The sequence below is a fragment of the [Scytonema hofmanni] UTEX 2349 genome, assembly GCF_000582685.1.
GTDB lineage: Bacteria > Cyanobacteriota > Cyanobacteriia > Cyanobacteriales > Nostocaceae > Hassallia > Hassallia hofmanni.
The window spans coordinates 3,985,318-4,011,061 of record NZ_KK073768.1 but is presented as its reverse complement, the minus strand read 5'-3'; the positions used below and the strand labels follow the sequence as shown (position 1 = coordinate 4,011,061).

The window sequence follows — 25,744 nt, the reverse complement described above, 5'->3', positions numbered from 1 at the left end:
CTTTTAGTCGCCGGGGCTAGTAACAAATTAGACTTTTCAAACAACCTCTTAGTTTAAAGCCATGCAGCACTCTCTTTTGGGCGGCATCCGGACAAAGTTGATTGCCTCGTTTCTCATTGTTGCTTTAAGTCCGTTGCTGTTATTGGCATTTATCAACAAACAGACAACTGAAAAAGCACTAACTGACAACGCAAAACAAGCCCTATCTGCGGCGGCTAACGAAACTGCTAACAGAATAGATGCCTTTATTGATGGAAATCTCAATGCCGTGCGCGTAGAGGCGCTTTTACCAGGTTTGGCACGCTACCTCAGCCTAACTCCAAAGCAGCGAGATGACAGCCCCGAAATGCAATTGGCGACAGAAACATTAATCCGTCTCAGTCGCAAAGATATGATTAATGTTCTTTCCTATGCTTTGCTCGATTTAAACGGGAAAAATGTATTGGATACATATACACCGAACATTGGCAAAGATGAATCTGGTCAAGATTATTTTAAAGAACCAGTGCAAACTGGGTTATCCTTTGTTTCTAGCATGAAGCGATCGCCGAGAATTCCTGACCTTGTTACCCTCTTTTTTAGCAGTCCGGTTCGCAATGCCAAGGGAGATATATTGGGTGTATTGCGTGTTTCATACAATGCAACTGTTGTTCAGCAGTTAGTAACTCGACAAACTGAACGGGCTGGGGCAAAATCTTTTGCTATTCTTTTAGATGAAAATAATATTTATCTGGCACATAGCACTGCACCAAAACTGCTTTTTAAAACAATTGTGCCTCTGCCTGCCGATGTTGTAATTCAACTACAAAGGGAAGGTCGGTTGCCTAATTATCCTGTGAAAGAATTGGCAACTAATGAGTCAAAACTTAAGCAAGCATTGGATAATAAACAGTCGTATTTAATTGCATCTTTGTCAGCAGCAGGTAATCAGGTTAATCTGATTGCGATCGCTCGTTTAAAATATAAACCTTGGTCTGTGTTGTTTGCACAGCCCCTTCCTGTTGCCCTAATACCTGTGGAAAAGCAAATTCGTGACGTAATGTTTCTATTTGCATTTATCGCTGGAGTTGTGACAATCATCGCTTTTGTCATTGGACAACTGCTAACAAAGCCAATAATTTACCTTACCAATATAGTTTTCCAGTTTACCGCAGGTAACTTAGATATTCGCGCCAAAATTAGCTCAAAAGACGAAATAGGTCAACTGGCAAAATCGTTTAACAACATGGCACTTCAGTTACAAACATCTTTGGAAACTTTGGAACATCGGGTAGAGGAGAGAACAGCAGAGTTAGTAATTGCTAAAGAAAAAGCAGAAGTGGCTAATCAAGCTAAAAGTTCTTTTATTGCTAACATGAGTCATGAATTGCGATCGCCTCTCAATGCAGTTCTGGGTTTTTCTCAATTGATGTTACGCGCTAACAACCTACCTGCTGACCATTATCAAAATGCCGGGATTATTTATCGTAGTGGTGATTACCTACTGACGTTAATTAATAACATTCTCGATTTATCGAAACTAGAAGCAGGTAAAAGTACCCTTAATACCAGGGATTTTGACCTGTATAGCTTGCTCGATGATTTAGAAGATATGCTGCATCTGCAAGCAAGTAATCAAGGTTTAAATTTAATATTTCAACGTAGTGAAAATGTTCCCCGTTATATTTGCACCGATGAACTAAAACTCCGGCAAGTGTTAATTAATTTAATTAGCAATGCCATCAAATTTACTCAGGAAGGAGGAATTACTTTAACGATAAATAATAAAAGTGAAGAAATCACAGATATTTTGACTCTGGATTTTCAAGTCCGTGATACAGGAGTCGGTATTGCAGCCACAGAATTACCCAAACTATTTAATCCTTTTTCCCAAGCACAAGCCGGAAAAGAATCACAAGAAGGAACGGGTTTAGGTTTAGCAATTAGTCGCAAGTTTATCCAGTCAATGGGAGGGGATATTTCTGTTGAGAGTATATTAGGAAAAGGGACAAATTTTCAATTTTTTATTCAAGCAAAACTAGGTCAAAAAAGCAACAGTAAGACTTTAGAAGAACATATACAAGTGTTAGGACTTGTACCAGGACAACCTATATATAAGTTATTAACAGTAGATGATAAATCTATTAATCGCCAATTACTAGTTAAACTTTTAGAACCGTTAGGATTTGAGGTGAAAGAAGCTAGTAACGGAAAAGAAGCGATCGCTATTTGGGATGAATGGGAACCCCACCTGATTTTGATGGATATGCGAATGCCTGTTATGAACGGTTACGAAGCCACAAAACACATCAAGTCCACTACCAAAGGCAATGGTACAGCGGTGATAGCTTTAACGGCGAGTGTTTTAGAAGAAGAAAAAGCGATCGTGCTTTCAGCCGGTTGTGATGACTTTATCCGCAAACCTTTTGCAGAACATACGATTTTTGATACACTAGCTAAACATCTTGGTGTCAAATATATATTTGCTGAAAATAATTCTGCAAATTTGGAATATACAGAAGAAAATTATTTAATATCTGATAATCTAACTTGTATGTCTCAAGAATGGATTAATCAATTTTATGCAGCTGCTTTAGAAGCAGATAAAAATATTGTCATGGAATTAATTAGAGAAATTCCTAAAACACAAACTTATTTAGTACAATCTTTAACACAACTTGCCCGCAAATTTGAATTTGAACAGATAGTTGATTTAGTAGAACCTCTATTAAGGTAGGGGTAATTCATGAATTGCCCCTATTCGTTTGTTCTAATTACTGACAAAACTTACTCGACAATTTAAATTTGAGGAGTTAGTTGATTTAGCGGAACCCGTGATCAGTAATGAATCTTGATTCTGACAAAAAAAATAAAGGCAATATTCTCTTAGTAGATGACCTTCCCGAAAATTTACAATTATTAAGCGATTCTTTGATCAAACTCGGCTACACTGTTCGCAGCGTCACCAGTGGGCGGATGGCACTGAAAACAGTAAAGGTGAAACAACCAGATATCATCCTTTTAGATATCAAAATGCCACAAATGGATGGCTATCAAGTTTGTAGAACTCTCAAAGCAGATGAGGATTTACGCACCATTCCCGTCATTTTTATTAGTGCTTTAGATGATGTTTTCGATAAAGTAACTGCCTTTGAGTTAGGGGGAATAGACTACATCACCAAACCTTTTCAGATGGAAGAAGTCGTAGCGCGTATAGAAAATCAGTTAACCATCCAACGTCAGCAACGGCTTTTAGAACAAGAAAATATTAAGCGCAGGGAAGCAGAAGAGATACTGTATCAGTCTAGGGCAATGCTTGCCAGCGTTTTGAATAGTTCACTCGATGGGATTGCTGCGATGCAAGCTGTTCGCAACCCTGCAACCGGGGAAATTGAGGATTTCCGTTGCTTAGTTGTCAACCCAATCATTGCTAGAGCCTTCGGCAGTAGCCGTGAAGATATGATTGATAAATTAGTACTCAAAAAATTCTTAGCCCGTTTAGAACCAGAACTCTTTAATCACTTTGTTAATCTCGTCGAAACAGGGGAACCTTTCAAACAGGATTTTTACCATCCATTAGGCAATTCTTGCTGGTACCATTTTGTAGGAGTAAAGCTAGGTGATGGGTTTGCTATTACCATACGTGACATCACTGGACGTAAACAAATTGAACTAGCTCTCCAAGATGCAAATCAGAAACTAGAAAAACTGGCAAATCTAGATGGTTTGACTCAGGTGGCTAACCGTCGCTGCTTCGATAGACGACTGCAAGCAGAATGGAAATGCCTCGCACGAGAACAACAACCCTTGTCACTGATTTTATTCGATGTTGATAAATTCAAACTTTACAACGATTACTATGGTCATCTTGCAGGCGATGATTGTCTAATCAGGATAGCGCAAACAGTGCAGAAGATAATTCACCGTCCTGCTGATCTAGTAGCGCGTTACGGTGGAGAAGAATTTTTGGTACTCCTCCCCAATACTGACTTAACAGGAGCGCTCAAAGTAGCACAAAATATTCAGCAAGAAATTCACGATCAGGCTATTCCCCATGCAAAGTCTGATGTCAAGGATATTGTCACACTTAGTTTGGGTATTACTTCTGTCATACCCACTTGGGACATAAATCCAGATACACTCATCGCTTCAGCCGATAAAGCAATGTACAATGCCAAACAAGAGGGGCGCGATCGCTATTGTATTTATTGAAACATTTTAAATTATTCAGATTAATGTTAAAAAACTAAATAAATCTCCCTTGCCTTTTTGCCACCTCAAAAGTCAAGGATAGGTAATTTTTGACTAACTTATTACAGGTAAAGCTACATGATGAGAAAACTTCGTCGCCTTCCTCTAAAATTACTTAAGCCAAAAGATGAGGAGGAAGACTTTTTTCACCGACCAGGTGATATGCCGGGAACTATCATTATTGATGCCGATGCTCCACCGCCAATAATATTCCTGATTGATTATAACAACACTAACGTGATTCGCGAGCAATTGAATACACCAGAGGAGTGCGCCCCCTATCTGGATAAAGAATCTGTTACTTGGGTGGATGTGCAAGGTTTAGGCTCTGCCGACATTTTGGAACGTTTGGGAAAGGTGTTTGATTTGCATCCTCTAGTTTTAGAAGATGTAGTTAATGTACCAGAGCGTCCCAAAATAGAGGATTATGACGATCAATTAGTGATAATTTCTCGGATGGTGGTGCCAAAAGAAACAGTATGTGGCTTTTATAGTGAACAAATAAGTTTGGTATTGGGGAAATATTACCTCCTGACAGTGCAGGAGGAACCAGAGCATGATTGTTTAGAAGGAGTGCGATCGCGTATCGATAAAGGCAAAGGCATTATCCGCTCATCAGGAGCCGATTATTTAGCTTACACTCTGTTAGATGCCATAATTGATGGTTTTTTTCCAGTCCTAGAGCTTTACGGTGAGCGCATCGAAGAGTTAGAGGAAGAAGTAATAGTCAAACCTACCCCCAAAACTTTACAAAAAATTTATAAAATTAGGCGAGAATTACTGCAATTGCGTCGCGCTATCTGGCCCCAGCGGGATGCAATTAATTCTTTAATTAGAGATGGCAACGAGCTAATCAGTGACGACGTGCGAATCTACTTACGAGACTGTTATGACCATGCAGTACAGGTGATGGATATGGTGGAAACTTACCGGGAACTTGCATCTGGGTTAATGGATGTGTATCTTTCAGCTGTGAGTAACAGAATGAATGAAGTCATGAAGTTTTTGACGGTAATGTCGTCGATTTTTATTCCATTAACTTTTGTTGCTGGAATATACGGCATGAACTTTAATACCGAAAAATCACGCTGGAATATGCCTGAATTAAATTGGTATTGGGGTTATCCACTTTGTTTAACTGCAATGGCAGCGATCGCAAGTGGGTTGATATTTGTATTCTGGCGTCGCGGCTGGTTTGAGAACTTTTCCCAAATTGACAAAAATTGACAACTTTCACATGGGGAATGAATCGAATATCTATTGACATTAGCAGGGAGTTTATATTCTGAATTATGAGAGGAACAGGCGATCAGAATTTATTTGTTTTGACGTTTTATATAATTGGCGTCACTTACACATTCAATCGGATGGTTGAATCAATCGACGACCAAATTAAGTTTGAATATCAAAAAGCTGTCGTCGAAGAACAACTGAAAGAACAAAATATTCAAGACCATGTAGGAATTTCCTTTAAATTCAAACCCTCAAACTCACTTGACGACGTGAAAGAGTTGTTAATTAGCATTGAGAATAAATCCGATAATCTTGCCGTTTACGCTGACTGGGATAATAGCTCCATAGTGGTCGAACTTAACAAGCAATCGCGAAGAGTAATTCGTAAATCACCAGATTTAACCCGTGACTTAGCTGTCCCACAAAGTCCAAGCTTAGTTGCTCCCAAAAAAACACTTTCAGAAGCGGTGACAGCTGAAGATGTTTTCGAGCGTGATGTAACATCTGGAACCTACTCACCCAAAAAACCGATACTTAATATTTCAGGGCTGGAAAAAAGTCCGGTCAAGGCACTAAGGATTTTGTACAGCGACTTTATGAACAGAAGAAAGAACGTGGAATTTTCCCTACAACTGGTGCTAAGGATATCTGAAGTGCGTGTAGGTTTAGCTCCAGGTGTGAATATTCCTCCCATGTGCATTATCAATTGTCCCTTCGTAGTCAGAAAACTACCTTGGACATACGCTTTACCTTGGAATAAAAGAAGATAAGTTAATCTCAAACCGGACACACGCCCCCATCGAAGGATTACACTTGTGAATGGGAGAGAGTAGGCGCAGGCGGTTGCAGATCAGTTTCATTGAAACTGGTTTGAGGAAAGTCCGGACTCCCGAAAGACCAAACTTGCTGGATAACGTCCAGTGCGAGCGATCGTGAGGATAGTGCCACAGAAAGATACCGCCGGGACTAGGGACTAGGGACTAGGGATTAGGGACTGGGAAAGAATTTTCCTAATCCCCAGTATCCAATCCCCAGTACCCAATTCCCGGTAAGGGTGCAAAGGTGCGGTAAGAGCGCACCAGCAGCGTTGAGAAGCGCTGGCTCGGTAAACCCCGGTTGGGAGCAAGGCGAGAGGAACTACGGTTGGTCTTTTACCAGTTCCGTTCAAAGAGAGCCGCTAGAGGCGTTTGGTAACAAGCGTCCCAGATAGATAACTGCCCTCGCAAGAGAACAGAACCCGGCTTATGACCCGACTCTCTCCCCCATTTTTGTCATTAATCATTTGTTAATGACCAATGACCCCTTCGGGGTTCGCCAGGTGCTTCAAGTCGGGAGACCCGCCCAACGCACTGGCTCACCAATGACCAATGACCAATGACCAATGACCAATGACTCTCGCTTATCCACGCCGTCAACGACAGCTTGAAAACTTAGTACAAAAATTAGGTCTGTCAACACAAGCACCTATAAAGTGGCAGCTTCTGGATTTGGCGCTGACTCATCCAACTGTCTCTGAGTCGGCAAATTATGAACAACTGGAGTTTGTCGGCGATGCGGTGGTGCGCTTGGTGGCGGCTATTGTGTTGTGGGAAAATTATCCTGATTGCCCAGTGGGGGATTTTGCGGCAATTCGTTCGGTATTGGTGAGCGATCGCATTCTCGCTCAATTGGCAAAAGAATACGGTTTGGAGCTATACTTACTTGTCGCGGGTAGTGCTACCGCTGATAAAGTTGGTCAAGAGTCACGACTGGCAGATGCTTTTGAAGCCGTCCTCGGAGCGCTTTACCTCAGTACTCAAAATCTCGAACTTATTCACCCTTGGCTAGATCCCCACTTCAAACAATTAGCAACAGAAATTCGCCTCGATCCCGCCAGACTGAACTATAAAGCTGCTCTACAAGAATGGACTCAAGCCCAATTTAAAGTTTTACCTGAATATCGAGTTGTGGAAATTAATCTACCGCACCACAATCAAGAACGTTTCATGGCTGAAGTGTGGCTGCACGGCAAAAAGCTCGGTCAAGGCAAGGGACGCTCCATTAAAGGCGCCGAGCAATCTGCGGCAAAAGTAGCTTTTTTTGCAATTTTCTCACCGGATAAACCCTAATTAGTCAATGAACAGATGATTAAACGGCGTTTTAAGTTTTGGGACTACAACGTGAGTCACAATCAACTTCTAATTCGTAGCCCTAAAAATGAGGAGTTTAATACGAATATAGATATTAAGTTTATCGGCGTATCGTACTTAGACATACCTACAACCATGACGGGTTTTTTATTTTCTGAACCTAGCATTGACGAAGTGAGTAAGGTTAAGCTAAATCTTCCTGGTAAGTCCGAGTCTGATAAGATTTTTGTGCTTTCTAGTTTGAACAACAGATATATAGTTGTAGCGAAGTTCTGTGGAGTTTCAGAAAATGAACTAGATATTTTTGAAACAACTCTGGAGATATTTGGTCATGAAGCTGAAAAATGGGAAAAGCTCAAAGAAGCATACAATAACGAAAATCTATTCATAAACTTAACATAAAGCAATACTTTGGACAAATTTAAGCGGCTATAGTGCAATTGCCAATCTACCGGAAAAACAGTTATAAAAACTGGTAATTGCTTTGTTGCTGGCACAGAAATTCTTACAACAGAAGGTGAAAAGAATAATAGTTGATACTCCATAATTCAAAGTAATTTTTATAACTATTGACGATTGACGATTTACCATTAACTATTGACTATTAACTGTTGACTCTTGACTATTGACCAATGATTAAAATCGCTGTTATCGGGGTTGGACGTTGGGGTGTGCATTTGCTGCGGAATTTTTTAGAACATCCCGATGTAAGTATTGCTGCGGTAGTAGACCATCATCCAGAACGATTAGCAGCAGTAAAACAGCAGTTTAACTTAGATATTAATGTAGTATTAACAACTCAATGGTGTGAACTTAAGCATCTGCCTGGGTTGCAAGCAGTAGTAATTGCCACTCCCGCCATAACTCATTACTCTTTAATTGCTGATGCATTACGCTGGGGATACCACGTTTTAGCAGAAAAACCCTTAACTGTAGACCCAATAGAGTGCCAGGAATTATGTCAGTTAGCAGAACAACTGAACTTAATTCTGATGGTTGACCACACTTATTTATTTCACCCAGTAGTTGAGCGAGGGCAAACTGTAGTTCAGGCTGGAAAATTAGGTGATTTACGTTACGGCTACGCATCCCGCACGCATTTGGGACCAGTCCGCCAAGATGTCGATGCTTTGTGGGACTTAGCGATTCACGATATAGCCATTTTTAATAATTGGCTAGGTCAAACACCCGTGAAAGTACAGGCAACGGGTACAGTTTGGCTACAGAGAGGAGTGGGGGAGAGGGGGAGACAAGGAGATGGGGAGACAAGGAGATGGGGAGACAAGGAAGAAATTTTTCCTTCTCCCCTTGTCCCCTTGTCCCCTTGTCCCCTTGTCCCCTTGTCCTCCTCATCTCAAAATCAAGGACTAGCGGATTTAGTCTGGGTGACACTTACGTACCCGGATGGCTTTCAAGCTTACATACACTTATGCTGGCTCAATCCTGATAAACAGCGGCGTCTTGTGGTTGTGGGAAGCCTTGGCAGCTTGATTTTTGATGAAATGTCAACAGAAGCACCTTTGACGCTACTACATGGTGAATTTGAGGTGAAGGGAAATCAATTTATACCTGTGAATCAAAGCCGCGAAGTGTTAGAAGTAGAAACAAGCGAATCATTGCGACGGGTTTGTTCAGGCTTTGTTAACTGCATCCAGGAGAATACTTGCTCAATGATTTCATCTGGCTGGGTAGGCACAGAATTGGTGCAAATTCTCAGGGCTTTAACAGAATCTCTCTCTGAAGGTGGTAAATCTGTTTTTATTAAGATTAAGTAAGACGGTGTAATTCAACTGACATTTTGTAGAGACGTTCCGACGGAACGTCTCTAGGATTTATCTTAAGATTATGCAACGCCAAAATTTGCATATTTAACGACGAGTTGTCCGCAAAGTGTCTGTACCGGAAGTATCTCGCACTTCTTGCCATATTCCTATCTCTTCGGAACTTCCCATTGGGGGAAGTCTATGCTCGGATTTTTCTACTTCCATTACTCCTCTGGGAGAGGGGAAAAACTTTTCTTGAGAACTAATTTCCTCTATTTCTCTCTCCTCTGAAATTTCTTGATGTGCTGAAGTAGATAACAGCGAGATATCTATTAAGGGTAAAGCGATGGCTATTGTGGTGCCTTGGTTAATACCCGGACTCTCAAGACTAATCGTACCTCCCATGAGTTCGATTAAGTTTCGTGAAATCGCCAGTCCCAGTCCTGTACCTTCAAATTTACGTGTGCTTGCATTATCTGCCATCACAAAGGGGCGAAATAGCTTATGCTGTTGAGCCGGATCGATGCCTACACCTGTATCTGTGACGGTGATGATCACCTGGGATTGACTAAAACTATTTTCGATTTCTGTGGCGATCGCAATGCTTCCGGTTTCGGTAAACTTAGTTGCGTTGCCAATAACATTAATTAAAACTTGTTTCAGTTTGGCTGCATCTGCCTTAATTGCAATTACTTCCTCTCCTAAATCAATTTTTAATTGCAAGCCTTTTTTTTGCACATTAACTGATTGTAAATTAATCACCTCTTGCAATAATTTTCGCAAGTCTATCGGTTCTGTGACAACTGAAAGCTTGCCTTCTTCAATTTTGGAAATATCGAGTAAATCATTAATAATTCCTAACAAATGAATTGCGGCTTGATCGGCATGTAAAAGATACTCTATTTCTTCTTCACGGCTATCGCACATCCCATCTTTAACTAGCTGAACACAATTAATAATGGTATGAAGTGGATTTCTCAACTCATGGGAAGTTGTCGCTAAGAACTTGCTTTTGAGATGATTAGCGGTTTTCGCTTCTTTCCAAGCTATTTCTAACTCTTCTGCCCAAGCTTTAAGCCTTTCTACCATTTGGTTTAGTGCTTGCGCGAGTTGATTAAATTCTCGAATTTGAAAGTTGTGGGGAACTAATTCGGCGGAATGGTGGCTGTTAAGATTTAGGGCATAGTCTCGCAATTGTTCTACGGGACGTGCTAAGTAACGACCTAGATACAAGGATGCCAAAACACTCACGGTAATTAAGCCAAATGTTAAAGCGAGTAGAATTAGTTTGATTTCCCCAAGCCCAAACAAAGCATTATCTAAATCTGTAACGGCTAAAACAATCCATTTTTGCTGCCGTTGATTTGTAATTGGATTGGGAATAGCCGTGTAAGCAGCTACTAATTCTTTTTCTTCTCCTTCTTTGAAATATAAAGTTACAGAATCTTGTTTCCCGGCGATCGCACGTTTCAATATCATTTCTAGCCGAGAAGCATCTGGATGCTGTTTGATATTAGTCCCCACTCTTCCTGGCAGTGGGTGTGCTAAAATTGTCCCATCTTCGGCAATTACTACTGTAGAGCCTGTTAATGAACCCCGCTTATTTTGTATTTGTTGGTGTAATGCTGCCTTAATTCTTAAGGCGTAATGCAAGTTACCAAATGTATCGTAAACTGGGGCAGATAAAAGTAATTGCAGTTGATTTATTGAATCTTTTTTACCAGTTTTCCCGTTTAGTGATGATGAAATTGCCTCAACTTCAATTTCGTCATTAGGTAAAGGTAATTTTAATTGGGCAATTGATTCGTCACCACAAGTACTAGCAATAATGTTACCGTTTCGCAGATTTGCTAATTGAATACATTCTATGTGGGTTGGCAATTGCTCTGCGAGTGCCTTGATAAATTGTTGCGCTTCCCAAGAAGAACCAGACTTAATAACTGTTGTTTGACTGGCACTTGACAAGTTAGATTTTAGGGCAGCGATCGCATCCACAATCTTCTCACCTTTAATCTGAGAGCTTTCTGTTAACTTTTTCCTTGCAGTTTCTAATAGGCTAGAACGTGCCTTATTTAATGCGAGAATTTCTCCTGCTAATAAAACTGGAACGAACAGCAGTAAAATTCTTGACACTAAAATTCGACGGAAAGATGATTGACTGGGTTTAGCCATCGACAGTCTCACTTGGAAGAAAGCAAACCAAAATAGTAACGATATGCTCTTAAAAAAGCTAGATGCGACATTTTGTCAATTTATAACAATTTTCTTTCTAGCTATTAAAAGTAACAAATCGGGAAATTCCAAAAAGAAACTTGCTATACAAAAATGTGTGCGATAGTAACTATAACAGAATTTGTTACAGATAGATAGACTTGTAAAATAAAGCAAAACAATTTTTACAAAGCATGTGGATTTTTTGATAATTGACATATCAAGAAGGAAAATCTTAACAAAGCAAATCAACTTAATGATGCAACATCGTCCTCATACCACTGTTGTTATGGCAATGAGTGCAGATGGCAAAATCGCAGATGTCAGGCGATCGCCTGCTCGATTTGGCTCCTTAGCTGATAAAGCACACCTGGAAAAGCAAGTAGCTGCCTCTGATGCCATTTTGTTTGGTGCTGGTACTCTTCGGGCTTACGGTACAACACTCATCGTATCGCATCCACAATTGCTGCAACAAAGAACAAATTTAGGTAAATCTGCCCAACCAGTTCATATAGTAGTTACACACTCAGGCAAGCTAAATCCGGAAATTAACTTCTTTAAGCAGCCAGTTAAACGCTGGTTGCTGACTACAACAGCAGGAGCAGTGTTTTGGCAAACCACGACAGAATTTGAGCAAATTCTCATTTTTGAAACACCAACAGAAAAAATTGACATTTCTACTGCCTTACAACATCTGACGAATCTAGGTATAACACGCGTAGCCGTACTCGGTGGTGGTAGTTTGGCTGCCTCCATGCTGGAATTGAATTTAATTGATGAATTATGGCTTACTGTCTGTCCGCTGATTTTGGGGGGTGCTAGTGCGCCCACACCAGTAGATGGTATGGGATTTTTACCACAATTGGCTCCCAGATTGCAACTACTGGAAGTTCAGACTGTTGAGCAAGAAGTGTTTCTGCACTATACGTTTTGTCCTACCTCAGACTTAAGTAGTATCGGCTAATAGCACAAGTCCCTTGAAACGGACTATTAAATGTAGGAATGAGCGCAAAAAATCGCGAATTGTAGGGGCAATTCATGAATTGCCCTACGAAAATTCACTCTTTTTGGCGATTTTTTCCGTCAGTCCTGAAATGGTTTGAGTCGGATTTATCCGACTTTAGCTATGAGACTGGGACTTAAGTCCCAGTCGGTTGTGGAGATGTTGTTCAGAAGGCACTTATGCTGGAGGCAGAAGGCAGAAGGCAACCCACCCTTACTCATAGTGGGATTGAAACAAGGACGTTTTATACCGTCCGTGCAAGCCATCTTGAGTATAATTATTTGTTTCAACTGGGCTTTAAACCCACAAAGTAAGTTTTAATTGATACTCCTAACATAAGTGCCTTCTGCCCTCGAACTTCTGCCTTTCTTGTAATGACAAACCTTCCAGTCTGAGGGCATGAGGAGTAAGTTACCCTAAAAAAAGCTTTTGCAAAGTTTTGTATTTCTAAAGCCTCCAATGGTCGAACAACTCAAGCCTCGCTATTCTGCCGCCTGGATTAACAAAATTGCTGAAATCCCCCGTCAGGCGTGGGATGCTTTAGCAATGCCACTCAAAACCCCGTTTTTAGAGTGGGAATGGCTGAATAATCTAGAAACTTCCGGCAGCGCAACTCGAAAAACTGGTTGGTTGCCAAATCACTTGACATTGTGGCGAGACAGAACGCTGATTGCTGCTGCCCCACTTTACCTGAAAGGACATAGTTATGGCGAATTTGTGTTCGATCATCAGTGGGCAGAGTTAGCCGATCGCATTGGTGTGCGCTATTACCCAAAACTGCTGGGAATGACACCGTTTACCCCGGCTGAAGGCTATCGATTTTTAATTGCACCCGGAGAAGATGAAAATGAAATAACATCGCTCATGGTGCATGAAATTGACGCTTTCTGCATTAAAAATGGCATTTCTGGCTGTCATTTTCTCTATGTAGATCCCCAATGGCGACTTGTTTTAGAACGCCTTGGTTTTACAACTTGGTTGCACCACAGCTACATTTGGGAAAATCTCGGCTTTAACACTTTTGATGATTATTTAGGCGTGTTTAACGCCAATCAACGCCGCAATATCAAACGCGAACGCAAAGCGGTGGAAAAAATCGGTTTACGATTGGAAAAATTGACAGGTGATGAAATTCCCCAGTCGCTGTTTCCTTTAATGTACGATTTCTACGCCGACACTTGTGATAAATTTGGCTGGTGGGGTAGTAAGTATTTGACAAAGCAATTTTTTGAGCAATTACACGCCAATTATCGCCATCGGGTATTATTTGTTGCTGCATACAGCGAGCAAGATAATCGTCAACCTGTAGGAATGTCTTTTTGTTTATATAAAGGCGATCGCCTGTATGGTCGTTATTGGGGTAGTTTTCAAGAAATAGATAACTTGCATTTTGATGCTTGCTATTATTCACCAATTGAATGGGCGATCGCTAACGGAATTCAAACTTTTGACCCTGGTGCTGGGGGTCGTCATAAAAAACGTCGCGGTTTTCCAGCTATGCCCAATCACAGTTTACACCGCTTTTACAATAGTCGTTTAGAACAGATTTTGCGTCCTTATATTCGTGAGGTGAATGAACTAGAACAGCAAGAAATTGATGGGATGAATGCAGAGTTGCCGTTTACTCAAAAAGATTCTTAATTTTAATGAGGCGATGAATGTGGTGGCGGATGCCGAATAATGTCTCATATTATGTCCGACAAATTACCCATAATGTAGAGACGTTCCACCGGAACGTCTCTAGGATTTCAGATCATATCAAAGTAGCTTTCCAAGCATGAAAAGGGAAGGAAACAATTACACTTAAGAAGAAGTGTAAAAACCTAGATAAAATTTGATTTTTAGAGCGACTATGGATTTGACAGTTGAAAATTTGGCGGCAATTGATGACAAGCTTTCTCAGCGTCATATTGACCTTGACCCCAGTGGATATTTTATTATTTATTTGGATCGGGAGGCGGGTTTGATTTCTGCCAAGCATTTCACAAATGTGATTTCTGAGCAAGGTTTAGCTGTCGATCCAGAAACGGGAAAAGTGATTCCAGCACGGGGGAAGGTGCAAAGAACTCACACAACAGTATTTACAGGGAGGACAGCTAAGGAACTTTGTGTAAAGATTTTTGAAGAAACTCAGCCCTGTCCGGTAAGTCTTTTTGACCATGCAGCTTATTTGGGTCGAGAATTTGTCCGCGCTGAGGTTGCTTTGCTGACAGGGCAAGAGTATGTTCAAGATTAGTTGGAGCGTTGATGGTGGATGGTTGTTAGTGGATGGTTGGAGCGTTGGAGCGTTGTTCTACTAACTCCGCAAACTCCTAACCCCTAACTCATACTTTGTTCTCCTAACTCCTAACTCCTAACCACTATCAACTACCAACTATCAACGCTCCAATTCCTATTGCCCGTCAGAAGATGGTTGAATTACTAGATAGATGTAGTAAGTTGCCATTGGGATGACGGTAGCGGCGATTAGAAGTCCTACTACCCAAGCTGTGGCGTTACCTTTGATACTTTCGGTTTCTTCTGCTTTTTTAAATGTGCCTTCTACTTGGACAGTTTCGGCGATTTGGGGTGGTCCTGGGTCGGGTTGACCAGAGAGGACGGCAACAAGGCGATCGCTTGCATCGAGAAATGCTTGATTGTATTTGTTACCGTTTCGTAATGGTTCTGCCAAAGTTTGAGATGCGATACTCAGTGCGATCGCTTCTGGCATCAAAGACTTGACTTTATCGCCACTAATAATAGCCGTACCATTGGTAACGGTGTCAATCATCAGTATGCTTTGATTTTCTTGAGCCTCTTTTGTGGGAAACCATTTTTCAAAAAGGGCTTTGGTGAAGCTTTCCGGTGTCTCTCCGTAGTCGAGACGATGCATCGTAACTATTCTAACTTCATTGCCTGTTTGCTTTGCCAAGTCTTCCAAGGCACTGCTAATTTTACCTTCATTAGAAAAGCTAATAACTTCGCCTTTATCTACAACCCAGGTGCTGCCTGGTGTAAGATTCGGCATATCATACACACTTGTCGCGAAAGCCGGTGTAGCAACCAGGGACGAAGCCAAAATTATCATCACCAGCGGCAGAATAAGCCGTACTAGGTGTTTTGTCATGGTAAATACTTGATTGAGGAGCTGTTTCATCAGATGAATCCTTCATACCTTCTTTCGACAAAATACTACACAACTACTGTAAAAAATCACGTCCTTAACTGCTTTTCTCCACTTTTCCGTTTCCAGATGGGTTCCAATCCTGATCCAAATCTTCCCATTATCCAGTCCCCAGTCCCCCTTTTCAATTTTCAGTGCTTAAGTTTGGGGAAAGGTCATCCAGCCAAATCGAACATTCGACCAGGTGGGATATTGTGCAAACAAATTATGATATAACTTCAAAATTAGGCAAATTTCTGTTACAGCTTCATTGAAGAAAAACCGTCCCAGCCTTGAGTTTTGGGATTAACCCAAGTGCTTGGGAGCGGACTCTGTAAACGATGTTTTAATTATATCCTATGGAGAAATTTTACAGCAATTTGCTTGATAGTTTGCAATATTTCAGTAGAAAAAGATAAGGCACTTGCACGCGATAAAGATACCAGTCCAACGAGAGAATCAGTTCGAGGGTTAGAGAGCGTTGAGCAAACTGGGATATTTTTTTTGCCCTCTCCCCTAGTAGCGATCGCTCAGGTGAATTTACTCACTCAAATGCAACTCAAAAAGCAAAAGTACAGCTGCATATATTAAAGCCAGATTGATGATAATATGCAAATATAATTCAGTTAAATCTGATACTCAGGTGAAAAGATGTTTGCAATTAGTATTCGTTATCACTGGTTACAAGGACTTGGAATAGTAACAAGTAGTGCGTTCTTTTTTGCAAATTGTGCTCTTGCTCAAATCACCCCTGATATAACTTTACCTACTAATTCTCGCGTTAGAACCTCTGGCAATACCAGCATCATTGAAGGAGGAACGCAAGCTGGAACAAACTTGTTCCACAGTTTTCAAGATTTTTCAGTACTCACTGGTAGTGGGGCATATTTCAACAATGGGGATATTCAGAATATCATTAGCCGGGTAACAGGTCAATCTAGATCCAATATTGACGGTCTTATTAGAGCAAATGGTAGCGCCAATCTGTTTCTCATCAATCCCAACGGAATTGTTTTTGGACCGAATGCCAGTTTAAATATTGGCGGCTCTTTTATTGCCAGCACAGCCAGCAGCCTGAAGTTTGATGATGGCTTTGAATTCAGTGCAACTGCCCCTCAAATTGCACCTTTATTGACAGTCAGTGTTCCCATAGGGCTGCAATTTGGCTCAACGGCTGGAAATATTATTAATCGCTCTCAAGCACTTCCAATTAATGCCAACACCGGATTTCCCGTGGGTTTGCGAGTCCCAACAGGCAAAACCCTAGCGTTGGTTGGCGGTGATGTCACCCTGGATGGAGGCAACTTGACAGCAGCACAAGGAAGAATTGAGTTGGGTAGCGTTGCCGGATCTGGTTTAGTCAAACTAACTTCTATTGGTCAAGGTTACGCCCTCGGATATGCAGATGTACCAAACTTTGGGGATATTCTGCTAACTCAAGGAGCTATTGCCGATACTAGTGGAAACACTGGTGGCACAATTCAGGTACAAGGCAATAGCTTAAGTCTGGTGGGAAGTTTTTTACAATCTGGGACAACCCTTGGCAGTAGTCAAGGGGGAAACATCACCATAAATGCCCCTAACTCAGTGACACTCAGCGATAGCAGTCAGATTACTACTGCTACTCAAGGAACCGGAAATGCCGGAAATGTGAGGATTGACACTGGCAAATTAGTTGTCCGAGACGGGTCACTAATACAAACACTGACTCTGAGCAATGGTAACGCAGGAGATTTGACCATCAACGCCGGAGATTCAGTAGAACTTATTGGTACTTCCAATAATAGCGATAGCAGTCAGATTAGTACTGCAACTCTAGGAACCGGAAATGCCGGAAATTTGAGGATTGATACTGGCAAATTAGTTGTCCGAGACGGGGCACAAATACAAACACTGACTCTGAGCGATGGTAAAGCAGGAGATTTGACCATCAACACCAGAGACTCTGTAGAACTTATTGGTACTTCCTCAAATGGTGAGTTACCTAGTAGCTTGCTTTCTCAATCTATACGCCTGGATGAAGTCCCCAGTAATGGAGATGCCGGTAACATAGCCATTAACACCGATAAGCTGATTGTTCGAGATGGGGCATTTATAACCACAGCGACGGTTGGTAATGGAAAGGCAGGCAATTTAAATGTTGTGGCTTCTGACTCGGTAACAATTAGTGGAACTGGTAATACTATAGTCGGACCGGTGGGCAGTTTCTTATCAAGTTCAACAGCTGGATCTGGAAACGCTGGAGACATAAGCATTGACACAGGGAAGTTAGTTGTTCAAGGTGGGGCGCAAATACTTACACTCACTGATACTAATGCTGCTGGGAATGGTGGGAATTTGACAGTGAATGCGCGAAACTCGGTGGAAGTGACAGGTAGAGGGGGAGCCAATGCTGAAAATCCTAGCATCTTAACGTCTAGAAGTAATGGTAATGGAAACGCTGGAAACTTAACAATCAACACCGGGCAATTAATGGTGCGTGATGGAGCCGCAATTTCCGCTTCCAGCAATGGTAGGGGTGCAGGAGGAAAATTAGATGTAAATGCCTCCGAATCTGTTGAGCTAGCTGGAAGTGTGCTGAATCCAACTGGATTGGCTCGCAGCGGTCTTTTTGCTCCAGCTAGAAGCACTGGCAAATCTGGAGATTTGAATATTTCCACGAGGCAATTGATTATTCGGGATGGAGCTATTGCGACTGTCAGTAGTACCAGTACTGCCAATGATGCTAGAGGTGCAGGGAACATTACAATCACCGCTCCAATTATCCGTTTGGATAACCAGGGACAAATCGTTGCTGAAAGCAGATCGGGTAATGGTGGAGATATCAGACTACAAAACTCAGACTTACTGCTGTTACGTCGAAATAGCGGTATCTCTACTAGTGCAGGTAGCCTGGGGGCTGGAGGAAATGGTGGCAACATTGATATCAACGCCAAATTTATCGTCACCCTTCCCCAAGAAAATAGCGATATTACAGCAAATTCTTTCCAGGGTAGAGGGGGAAATGTCACCATTAACACAGTAAGTAACTTTGGGCTGATTCCACGCAGCTTAGAAGAACTGAGAGCTTTACTGAGCGATCCGAATAATTTAGATCCTCAAGGGCTTGTTAGTAGTGACATTACAGCTATTTCATTAACAGGTAATCCTTCATTAAGCGGTCAAGTGACTATTAATAGTCCAGAGATTGACGCCAGTCGAACACTAGTTAGTTTCTTCCCACAGCTTGTTGATCTCTCACAGTTGATAGCCCAAAGTTGTAGTCCCAAAAATAGGACAACAGGTGGTCAATTTATAGTCACTGGACGGGGAGGCTTGCCACCCGATCCTTACGAGCCACTCAGCAGTGAAGTTGTGTGGTCAGATACTCGCCTTCCATTTGTAACCACACAGAATTACTCCCAACCAGTCACTGTCAAGCGTGCGGCTTCCCCTGATACGGTGAAAATTATCCCTGCAATAGGTTGGGTGTTCAACGATAATGGCGAAGTTACGCTTGTTGGCGAAGATACTCAAACTAATTCTGATAATTTGCAGTCTTTTTCAATACCTTGCCATTAGGCATTGGGTAAGGGGCAATGGGGAGGTAGTGCGCTATATGCCAGTTCCCCGCTACTCCGCGTATAGCCGCATTATAGGGCATTGGAAAATTTTGCGTTGCTGAATCGCGGTATGAATCTAGATGTAGAGACGCGATATATCGCTTCTCTACAAGGGTTTTGATATCATGTCCGTTTAATTAACACTAATAAAAACCTACCTACCGTCGTAGAGACGTTCCGGCGGAACGTCTTTACATTGTAAGTAATTTACCGACATTATATGAGGACACGTAATCAATTGAATTTAATATTGCATTTTTTATACAACCATGCAATAGCCGTATGTATCTTTACTTAGATTTTATTTAATAGTACTGAATATATTTTTTTCATAAAAACTTAAGTAACTGGATTGTCTCTTAGCAAAAAATCTGAGAATCTATGGGTATATTCCCTGGTTTTGGTTAGACAACGAGAGACAGCAGTAAGTTCCCAAATACACCGAATGAAAGTTTTTATGATGCAAAGATGGTTTGTAAATAACGAGAAATTACAGTTTATATCTGCAAGCTTACACTGGAAACGCTTGGGAGCGATCGCGTTCTTGACATTAACTGGTTTAGCAACAATAGCACCACAAGCCAAAGCATTAAGAATTAATCTAGGTTTCAGTAACATTTCTCCACCACCATTAAACGTTACCGGCTCAGACCCTCTGGATACAGGATTTGTGGATACTGATATCAGCTTACCAAATGGAAATTTAGTAAATGTCCAACCAATAGAAAGGTTACTTAACAATTCAGTTGGTGGAGGTAATTTTTATGACATAGTTAGAGCAGCGGCAGACTATTGGGAGGGGGCTGTTAAAGATGACTCTGTTGTACTCAACCTCAGTATTGGAACTGCTTCGTTAGCTCCACTGACTAACCCTAGAGATACATATGATTATGGTGAGCCAAAAAATCAAACTGACTTTTATGGGGAACTGGGACTTCATCTTTTGAATGCAGGGCAGAAGACTACACTAGCAGATGGAACCAGAGTTTTCCGAGAGACAGAAGGTACTATTCTCTTTAATAGCGACCCTAACATGGTATTTTTTCTAGACCCTACTCCCAGAACGAGCGAGGAGTTTGAGCCGTTTGAGACTAGCGAGGCAGATTTAGGAGGAGGCATAGTCAATGTAGGACGCAGTGCCTTTGCCAATGACTTATCTACCTCTAACACTACCCCAGCAGCTACCGGATTTGATTTATTCACAGTTGCTCTGCATGAAATTGGACATGCGTTGGGACTAAGCAGAGTCAATCCTAGTGCGATCGCAGAGCTTCAAGGTGACTCTATAATTAATGTTGGGTCAGGGCTGCCGTTTGCCGGTACACAGATACCTACTACTTTCGCACAAGATGGAGTGGTTCATCTGGCTCCTCCCTTATCAACATTTTCTCCGGCTCCAGTAGGCAGTTCAACTCTTCGTCGGGGAGAGCGGAGGCTCTTGTCTGGAGTTGATATTCTAGCAGCTGCCCAGATCAGTAAGTACGCAAATGTGGATCTTAACCCTCCATCCCAGAAGGTTCCAGAACCTTCCTATCTTTCTGGATTATTTGCTGTAGCAGGAGTACTGCTGATGAGTAAGAAACGTTTGGGTGTTAAGCCAGGGCAAAGTGACTCCTACGGAGTATCGCCTAATTTTCAGAAAAGCGTTTAGCAAAAAAGCGCTCTTCATACAAGTCAACAGAGATGTTACATTTAATGTCTTTACAATTTGTATTGGACGCTTTCAGAGAACCGCTATATGACTCTCATTCTCACCAATGACGACGGAATTGACGCTCCCGGAATTAAATCGCTCCTCAAAGCTGTTAATGGTCAAGATATAATTATTGCCGCTCCAAAAGACCATCAATCGGGTTGCGGACATCAAGTGACTACAACTCGTCCCATTCAGTTACAACGACGTTCTGACCGCGAATATGCGATCGCCGGCACTCCCGCCGATTGTATCAGAATAGCTGTATCACAAATTTGTCCAAATATCAAGTTTGTTTTATCGGGAATCAACGCTGGTGGAAACTTAGGAGTTGATGCGTATATTTCCGGAACTGTGGCTGCTGTCAGAGAAGCTGCGATGCACGGTATTCCCGGAATCGCGGTTTCTCACTATCGTAAAGGCAAGCTGAATATAGATTGGGATGTAGCGGCAAGATGGACAGAAGGGGTTTTAGCTGACTTACTTCAGCGACCTTTAGAATCTGGGAGTTTTTGGAATGTCAATTTACCACATTTAGTACCCGGAGAACCAGATCCAGAAGTGGTATTTTGCCAAGCTTGTACCAAACCATTACCGATTAATTACCGAATTGACGGCGATGACTTTTATTATGCAGGGGAATATAGCAAACGCGATCGCACTCCAGGCAGCGATGTCGATGTATGTTTTTCCGGTAAAATTGCCGTCACTCAGTTAAGAGTTTAACTTGCTGGGTGTAAGTGGCACTCATATAACGGGGAAAAGCAAGTCCGAAAGAAAAATTAAATATAAGCAAGTAGTTTCACCGAAGAATGTTCACTTCCTAGTTTATACTTCGGATATCCTCGCCATTATGCGAACGTTATAAATTAAAGGTGTTCAATTCACCTTTATCCTTCAGGTGCGCCTTGAATCAATGTCATCAGGCGGTCTAGAGTATATGTCAGATGGTTTAGCCTTTGCAGTGTATCGTCCTGGGATTCAGCAAGGCTCTGCACTGCATCACATAATGCCAAAATTTGATAACCCTGTTGCTGTACCTGCTTTCCCTGTTTTTCTACTTGCACGCTGATAGTATCTACTCTTTCAGCGAGACGTTCAATAGTTTCCGTGGTAGCAAGCACTGCTTCCCCTATTTGTTCAACAATAGATTCTAGGCGATTTATTTTAACTTCGACCCCTGCTGATACCATGTCTCTAGCACCCCAACTTTGAGATAGCATAAAAGTGATGTCACTACTAATGTTTAAATAAGCTAATACAGGTAGCACAATGCATTCGCTGCTATTGTGATACTATTTGCGATTTTATTCCTCGGTGCTTTTGCTGAATATATAAAGATATTGCTCTTTAGTTGTGATGAATGCTTTCGCATTAACTCACATTTTCATTTTGCACTACCATGCCATCTGTCACATTATTTAGTAAAATCTATCCTTAAAGGATGGATTTTATATCTATGTCAGATATTTTTGAATTTATCAGCCGACCTTTTTGCAGAGCTTGACTAACGGCGGAAGGAGTGAAGTGGGAAATTTTCTCCAGTATATGCACTCATTTGGTAGAATATCATAACATAATTTTATCTTGTCTTCACATTTACAGGACTTAGCATACTGCCTTGGAATGAAACTGGACAAAAATGGACAGCCTTCTTCTGAGTGACTCGTTGGGTGTTGCGGATCTTTAATACAAGGCTGTCCATTTTTGTCTATCGTTTGTGAATCCCAACGCGCAACGCGTCTCCCCGAATCGAGAAGAAATAAAAATCCTGTGCCGTCAAACAAACGATCCACTTCCCTTGGGGAAACGCGAAGTGCGAACGATACCCACGAATAATTTCAACACCCGTAACGTAAGGCTATTTATTTTTATAGTTCACTCTAACTGCTAATTTAAAAATTTTTTCATCCACCATAAGTAATATTTAATTAACTTTACATTAAGTTTATCAAAAGTGATGATCTCAATCTTATTGATGAAGATTCAGTGAAATTACTGGTAAGGCGGATTTTAATTTTTGGGAGCTAAGTATATAGTCGGATTAAGGCTACGCGATTTTACTTTTTTAGCTAAATATTCGGCTTGGCAATGTACCAAACATCATTAAAAACCGTTTTACAGGGTGCAACTTCACAATCTTGGGAATTAGAACTTACCCCTCACCCATCAGTGCAGTCTAAACTTAAACGTTGTTTAGATATTTTGGGAAGTTTGATAGGACTTTTGATTTTAGCGATCGCCTTTGTGCCAATAGCACTGGCAATTAAAATCGATAATCCTGGTCCAATTTTCTTCGCTCAAGAACGATATGGACTACAAGGATGTCGATTTCGTATGCGTAAATTCCGATCAATGGTTGTTGATGCCGAAAAATTAAAATCGTTAGTGGATAACGAAGCTAATGGACTTTTGTTTAAAAATAAAAATGACTTCCGTATAACAAAAGTGGGACGCTTTTTAAGAAGTACCAGTTTGGATGAACTTCCCCAGTTTTGGAATGTGCTAGTAGGTGAAATGAGTTTAGTCGGAACCCGTCCACCTACCGCTGATGAAGTAGCTTACTACAATCAACGTCACTGGCAACGTTTAAATGTTAAACCAGGGATGACTGGTGAATGGCAAGTTAACGGTCGTTCAAGCGTGAAAAATTTTGAGCAAGTAGTCGATTTAGACTTACGTTATCAAGAAAATTGGCATCCGCTATATGACTTGCAGTTGATTTTGAAAACAATCTACGTCATATTTGCAAAGGTAGGAGCTTTCTAAGCACTTAGTTTTTTAGGGGTAATTGCTAATAGGGGATTGCATAAGCGTGGGATGAATCGTAGAGACGTTCCGGTGGAACGTCTTTACCTTCCGCAGGAACGTCTTTACAATATGTTAAATTTTTCACGTATAATGCAAAATCATCCCAAAAATATGCGAAGTCGCTAACAAGTTTAAACAAATAGTATTTAGCAATTACCGTTTGCTTACATTATAGAATAACTAAGAAAAACGATGCCCATCGCCCAAAAAGCGAAGCCAGTAAAACGCATATTCTGAAGTTTTCCGACGCTAATTATATTGCCAATTTCTCTGGCACTCATGGCAACAACATATTGAGTCAAGGTTAAACCCAGCATATAAGCAATTTGTGAACTGATTGGTGTCTCTAAAATTGCTGGACAATAAGTGTAACCGTGGAATAAACCAGCTGTAGCAGTGAGCAGCACCAGTACCATTAGATTTGGTTGATTGGTGATCGCTATCATAACCGCAAAAATAATTGTGAAAAAGGCGATCGCTGTTTCTGAGCCTGGTATATTTAGATAGAGTAAATGATTGATTGTTCCTAACAGCGTTGCTAACACAAAGGCTACTGGTACTAAAGCACCACGCACAACTACACCAGAGAGTAAGCCAATAGCAACTACAGTAACCAAATGATGCAAGCCTAGTACAGGATGTGCTAACCCCCCCAGAAAGCCATCAAACCAGTTAGAAATGGCTGGAGGTTGTGAAAGCATAAATGAACTCACCAGGCTAATTACAAGTAGAGATGCGATCGCGTAAACATGACGATACAGTAACTTAGATCCAGGAAACTTCTCGGAAACAGGATTTGATAACTGAGTCTGAAACATCGTTTATGCCAAATAGTTTTTTTGAGGTTATTTATACTGCCCAAATCTCAAACAAAACTAACGCATGTTTTCATCTTTCAGATTCCCAATTTCTCCCTCGAAGTCGGGAATCTTGTGCTAAAGTGCATCTGGATCAATATTCAACTCTCTAAGTTTAGCGGCTAATTTTTGCGCTCTTTCCTCAGCTTGCTGTTTAGCTTCTTCGGCAGCTTGTCGTGCGGCAGCTTCTTCTTCATAAGTTAGCAGTGTTTTGCCTGTTGCCGCATCGTAAAAGCGCATATCCCCAGATTTAACTCGTAACTCTAACCCTAAAACTTCACTGGTTAGAGACACAGTACCATCTTCTAAGGAATTACTAGCAATGGGGAAATAATTGCCTTCAACTAAGCGTAAACCCTGAAGTTGAGGAGTAAGATAATCACCTGTAGGGTCATATTGGAAATATTCACGCACTCCTACACTCCTAAAAAAGCGTAGATTCCTTTCTTTGCACCTTGGTCTTTACTGCGGGTTGCTTTTGATGTAATTTCTAAAACAAAATCAGGACTTTTATTGTTTTCTTCCCAAGTTTTGTAAGAACGACGTTGGTGATTTTCAACTCCAAAAACTACAAAGACATCTGGGGCAACAACCGCTTCTGGATTACCTTGTTCGTAGTAAATAAATAGATTTCCAGCAACATATACATCAGAACGGCTTTGAAAATATAGTTTTAGCGCACTTCTACCATAAGTTAAGTAGCTGCACTGGATATCACCTTCAGCCATTGGTTTACCGTCCTCATCCGGGTATTCAATTGGAGTAACGGGGATATACTCTATAGAGACTGTCATTGCTAATCCCTCAACTCAACTAGGATTAACTTGAATGTAGCAGTAATGTGAGGTGAATGCCGCAATCTATCAGTATAGTCATACCTAATTTTTGTATTAAGTAAGTCGGCGCAATAAAACCAAACTGTGTGAAGAAAAGTAAACAAGGCTCAAATGCTTTTTCCCCCTCCTCCCTGCCCCCTGCCCCCTGCCTTGTCATAACGATAAATTTTAACGCCAACCTACTTAATATGGCATTTACATCCAATCACCTTTATTATTAATCAACAAACTCAC

Annotated in this window: 21 protein-coding genes and 1 other RNA gene; 16 read left to right on the top strand and 6 right to left on the bottom strand. The window is 41.3% G+C overall.

Going from position 1 to position 25,744, the window contains the following annotated elements:
• The first annotated feature begins 61 nt into the window (after positions 1-61).
• From TOL9009_RS0123095 to TOL9009_RS0123065, 8 genes are all read left to right on the top strand, one after another.
• A complete protein-coding gene (locus TOL9009_RS0123095; protein ID WP_029634989.1) occupies positions 62-2,716 on the top strand; it encodes a hybrid sensor histidine kinase/response regulator in 2,655 nt (884 codons plus the stop codon).
• A 107-nt stretch (positions 2,717-2,823) separates the two neighbouring features.
• Complete coding sequence (locus TOL9009_RS0123090; RefSeq protein ID WP_029634987.1) at positions 2,824-4,191, top strand: diguanylate cyclase domain-containing protein; 1,368 nt, start codon at positions 2,824-2,826, stop codon at positions 4,189-4,191.
• Between the two features lie 117 nt (positions 4,192-4,308).
• Positions 4,309-5,457, top strand: a complete 1,149-nt coding sequence (corA, locus tag TOL9009_RS0123085) for a magnesium/cobalt transporter CorA (protein WP_029634985.1) — start codon at positions 4,309-4,311, stop codon at positions 5,455-5,457.
• Positions 5,458-5,522: 65 nt separating this feature from the next.
• On the top strand, positions 5,523-6,233 hold the full coding sequence (locus tag TOL9009_RS0123080; protein ID WP_029634983.1) for a hypothetical protein: 711 nt from the start codon (positions 5,523-5,525) through the stop codon (positions 6,231-6,233).
• Positions 6,234-6,289: 56 nt separating this feature from the next.
• An RNA gene (gene rnpB / locus TOL9009_RS42375) (RNase P RNA component class A) lies at positions 6,290-6,724 on the top strand.
• 127 nt (positions 6,725-6,851) lie between these two features.
• Positions 6,852-7,571, top strand: coding sequence for a ribonuclease III (gene rnc / locus TOL9009_RS0123075; RefSeq protein WP_029634981.1), 720 nt, complete (start codon positions 6,852-6,854; stop codon positions 7,569-7,571).
• 15 nt (positions 7,572-7,586) lie between these two features.
• On the top strand, positions 7,587-7,994 hold the full coding sequence (locus TOL9009_RS0123070) for a hypothetical protein (protein ID WP_029634979.1): 408 nt from the start codon (positions 7,587-7,589) through the stop codon (positions 7,992-7,994).
• Between the two features lie 230 nt (positions 7,995-8,224).
• A complete protein-coding gene (locus TOL9009_RS0123065) occupies positions 8,225-9,367 on the top strand; it encodes a Gfo/Idh/MocA family protein (RefSeq protein ID WP_029634977.1) in 1,143 nt (380 codons plus the stop codon).
• Positions 9,368-9,460: 93 nt separating this feature from the next.
• Here TOL9009_RS0123065 and TOL9009_RS40205 read toward each other — a convergent pair whose 3' ends face one another.
• Positions 9,461-11,527: a HAMP domain-containing sensor histidine kinase gene (locus tag TOL9009_RS40205; RefSeq protein ID WP_084763282.1), complete on the bottom strand. Its 2,067-nt coding sequence runs from the start codon at positions 11,525-11,527 to the stop codon at positions 9,461-9,463.
• A gap of 295 nt (positions 11,528-11,822) precedes the next feature.
• On the opposite strand from TOL9009_RS40205, the gene TOL9009_RS40200 reads away from it, so the two are divergent.
• The 3 genes from TOL9009_RS40200 to TOL9009_RS0123045 all read left to right on the top strand — a co-directional run bounded on the left by TOL9009_RS40200 (position 11,823) and on the right by TOL9009_RS0123045 (position 14,805).
• Complete coding sequence (locus TOL9009_RS40200; protein ID WP_051503000.1) at positions 11,823-12,530, top strand: RibD family protein; 708 nt, start codon at positions 11,823-11,825, stop codon at positions 12,528-12,530.
• A 498-nt stretch (positions 12,531-13,028) separates the two neighbouring features.
• On the top strand, positions 13,029-14,210 hold the full coding sequence (locus TOL9009_RS0123050; protein WP_029634976.1) for a GNAT family N-acetyltransferase: 1,182 nt from the start codon (positions 13,029-13,031) through the stop codon (positions 14,208-14,210).
• A 211-nt stretch (positions 14,211-14,421) separates the two neighbouring features.
• On the top strand, positions 14,422-14,805 hold the full coding sequence (locus TOL9009_RS0123045) for a DUF4346 domain-containing protein (protein WP_029634975.1): 384 nt from the start codon (positions 14,422-14,424) through the stop codon (positions 14,803-14,805).
• A gap of 156 nt (positions 14,806-14,961) precedes the next feature.
• Here TOL9009_RS0123045 and psb32 read toward each other — a convergent pair whose 3' ends face one another.
• On the bottom strand, positions 14,962-15,705 hold the full coding sequence (gene psb32, locus TOL9009_RS0123040; protein WP_029634973.1) for a photosystem II repair protein Psb32: 744 nt from the start codon (positions 15,703-15,705) through the stop codon (positions 14,962-14,964).
• A gap of 390 nt (positions 15,706-16,095) precedes the next feature.
• On the opposite strand from psb32, the gene TOL9009_RS0123035 reads away from it, so the two are divergent.
• From TOL9009_RS0123035 to surE, 4 genes are all read left to right on the top strand, one after another.
• Positions 16,096-16,302: a hypothetical protein gene (locus TOL9009_RS0123035; RefSeq protein ID WP_029634971.1), complete on the top strand. Its 207-nt coding sequence runs from the start codon at positions 16,096-16,098 to the stop codon at positions 16,300-16,302.
• 60 nt (positions 16,303-16,362) lie between these two features.
• Positions 16,363-19,272, top strand: coding sequence for a two-partner secretion domain-containing protein (locus TOL9009_RS40195; protein ID WP_051502999.1), 2,910 nt, complete (start codon positions 16,363-16,365; stop codon positions 19,270-19,272).
• A 498-nt stretch (positions 19,273-19,770) separates the two neighbouring features.
• The gene (locus tag TOL9009_RS0123025; RefSeq protein ID WP_186227627.1) at positions 19,771-20,964 is read left to right on the top strand and encodes a matrixin family metalloprotease; all 1,194 of its coding nucleotides are present in this window, start codon (positions 19,771-19,773) and stop codon (positions 20,962-20,964) included.
• An 87-nt stretch (positions 20,965-21,051) separates the two neighbouring features.
• Complete coding sequence (gene surE, locus TOL9009_RS0123020; protein ID WP_029634968.1) at positions 21,052-21,732, top strand: 5'/3'-nucleotidase SurE; 681 nt, start codon at positions 21,052-21,054, stop codon at positions 21,730-21,732.
• Positions 21,733-21,896: 164 nt separating this feature from the next.
• On the opposite strand, the gene TOL9009_RS0123015 is transcribed toward surE, so the two are convergent.
• Complete coding sequence (locus TOL9009_RS0123015; RefSeq protein WP_084763379.1) at positions 21,897-22,199, bottom strand: hypothetical protein; 303 nt, start codon at positions 22,197-22,199, stop codon at positions 21,897-21,899.
• 898 nt (positions 22,200-23,097) lie between these two features.
• On the opposite strand from TOL9009_RS0123015, the gene TOL9009_RS0123010 reads away from it, so the two are divergent.
• Positions 23,098-23,775 (top strand): sugar transferase, encoded by a 678-nt coding sequence (locus TOL9009_RS0123010; protein WP_029634966.1) that lies wholly within the window; start codon positions 23,098-23,100, stop codon positions 23,773-23,775.
• A 206-nt stretch (positions 23,776-23,981) separates the two neighbouring features.
• On the opposite strand, the gene TOL9009_RS0123005 is transcribed toward TOL9009_RS0123010, so the two are convergent.
• The 3 genes from TOL9009_RS0123005 to TOL9009_RS49580 all read right to left on the bottom strand — a co-directional run bounded on the left by TOL9009_RS0123005 (position 23,982) and on the right by TOL9009_RS49580 (position 25,468).
• A complete protein-coding gene (locus tag TOL9009_RS0123005) occupies positions 23,982-24,635 on the bottom strand; it encodes a HupE/UreJ family protein (RefSeq protein WP_029634965.1) in 654 nt (217 codons plus the stop codon).
• A gap of 117 nt (positions 24,636-24,752) precedes the next feature.
• Complete coding sequence (locus tag TOL9009_RS49585) at positions 24,753-25,088, bottom strand: hypothetical protein (protein WP_242055477.1); 336 nt, start codon at positions 25,086-25,088, stop codon at positions 24,753-24,755.
• A gap of 2 nt (positions 25,089-25,090) precedes the next feature.
• Complete coding sequence (locus TOL9009_RS49580) at positions 25,091-25,468, bottom strand: Uma2 family endonuclease (protein ID WP_242055478.1); 378 nt, start codon at positions 25,466-25,468, stop codon at positions 25,091-25,093.
• Positions 25,469-25,744: the final 276 nt, after the last annotated feature.

Bases quoted from the DNA above. Each gene is read 5' to 3' on its own strand.
- TOL9009_RS0123095 (WP_029634989.1), top strand. From the start codon at position 62: ATGCAGCACTCTCTTTTGGGCGGCATCCGGACAAAGTTGATTGCCTCG.
- TOL9009_RS0123090 (WP_029634987.1), top strand. From the start codon at position 2,824: ATGAATCTTGATTCTGACAAAAAAAATAAAGGCAATATTCTCTTAGTA.
- corA (WP_029634985.1), top strand. From the start codon at position 4,309: ATGATGAGAAAACTTCGTCGCCTTCCTCTAAAATTACTTAAGCCAAAA.
- TOL9009_RS0123080 (WP_029634983.1), top strand. From the start codon at position 5,523: ATGAGAGGAACAGGCGATCAGAATTTATTTGTTTTGACGTTTTATATA.
- rnc (WP_029634981.1), top strand. From the start codon at position 6,852: ATGACTCTCGCTTATCCACGCCGTCAACGACAGCTTGAAAACTTAGTA.
- TOL9009_RS0123070 (WP_029634979.1), top strand. From the start codon at position 7,587: ATGATTAAACGGCGTTTTAAGTTTTGGGACTACAACGTGAGTCACAAT.
- TOL9009_RS0123065 (WP_029634977.1), top strand. From the start codon at position 8,225: ATGATTAAAATCGCTGTTATCGGGGTTGGACGTTGGGGTGTGCATTTG.
- TOL9009_RS40205 (WP_084763282.1), bottom strand. From the start codon at position 11,527: ATGGCTAAACCCAGTCAATCATCTTTCCGTCGAATTTTAGTGTCAAGA.
- TOL9009_RS40200 (WP_051503000.1), top strand. From the start codon at position 11,823: ATGATGCAACATCGTCCTCATACCACTGTTGTTATGGCAATGAGTGCA.
- TOL9009_RS0123050 (WP_029634976.1), top strand. From the start codon at position 13,029: ATGGTCGAACAACTCAAGCCTCGCTATTCTGCCGCCTGGATTAACAAA.
- TOL9009_RS0123045 (WP_029634975.1), top strand. From the start codon at position 14,422: ATGGATTTGACAGTTGAAAATTTGGCGGCAATTGATGACAAGCTTTCT.
- psb32 (WP_029634973.1), bottom strand. From the start codon at position 15,705: ATGAAACAGCTCCTCAATCAAGTATTTACCATGACAAAACACCTAGTA.
- TOL9009_RS40195 (WP_051502999.1), top strand. From the start codon at position 16,363: ATGTTTGCAATTAGTATTCGTTATCACTGGTTACAAGGACTTGGAATA.
- TOL9009_RS0123025 (WP_186227627.1), top strand. From the start codon at position 19,771: ATGATGCAAAGATGGTTTGTAAATAACGAGAAATTACAGTTTATATCT.
- surE (WP_029634968.1), top strand. From the start codon at position 21,052: ATGACTCTCATTCTCACCAATGACGACGGAATTGACGCTCCCGGAATT.
- TOL9009_RS0123015 (WP_084763379.1), bottom strand. From the start codon at position 22,199: ATGGTATCAGCAGGGGTCGAAGTTAAAATAAATCGCCTAGAATCTATT.
- TOL9009_RS0123010 (WP_029634966.1), top strand. From the start codon at position 23,098: ATGTACCAAACATCATTAAAAACCGTTTTACAGGGTGCAACTTCACAA.
- TOL9009_RS0123005 (WP_029634965.1), bottom strand. From the start codon at position 24,635: ATGTTTCAGACTCAGTTATCAAATCCTGTTTCCGAGAAGTTTCCTGGA.
- TOL9009_RS49580 (WP_242055478.1), bottom strand. From the start codon at position 25,468: ATGACAGTCTCTATAGAGTATATCCCCGTTACTCCAATTGAATACCCG.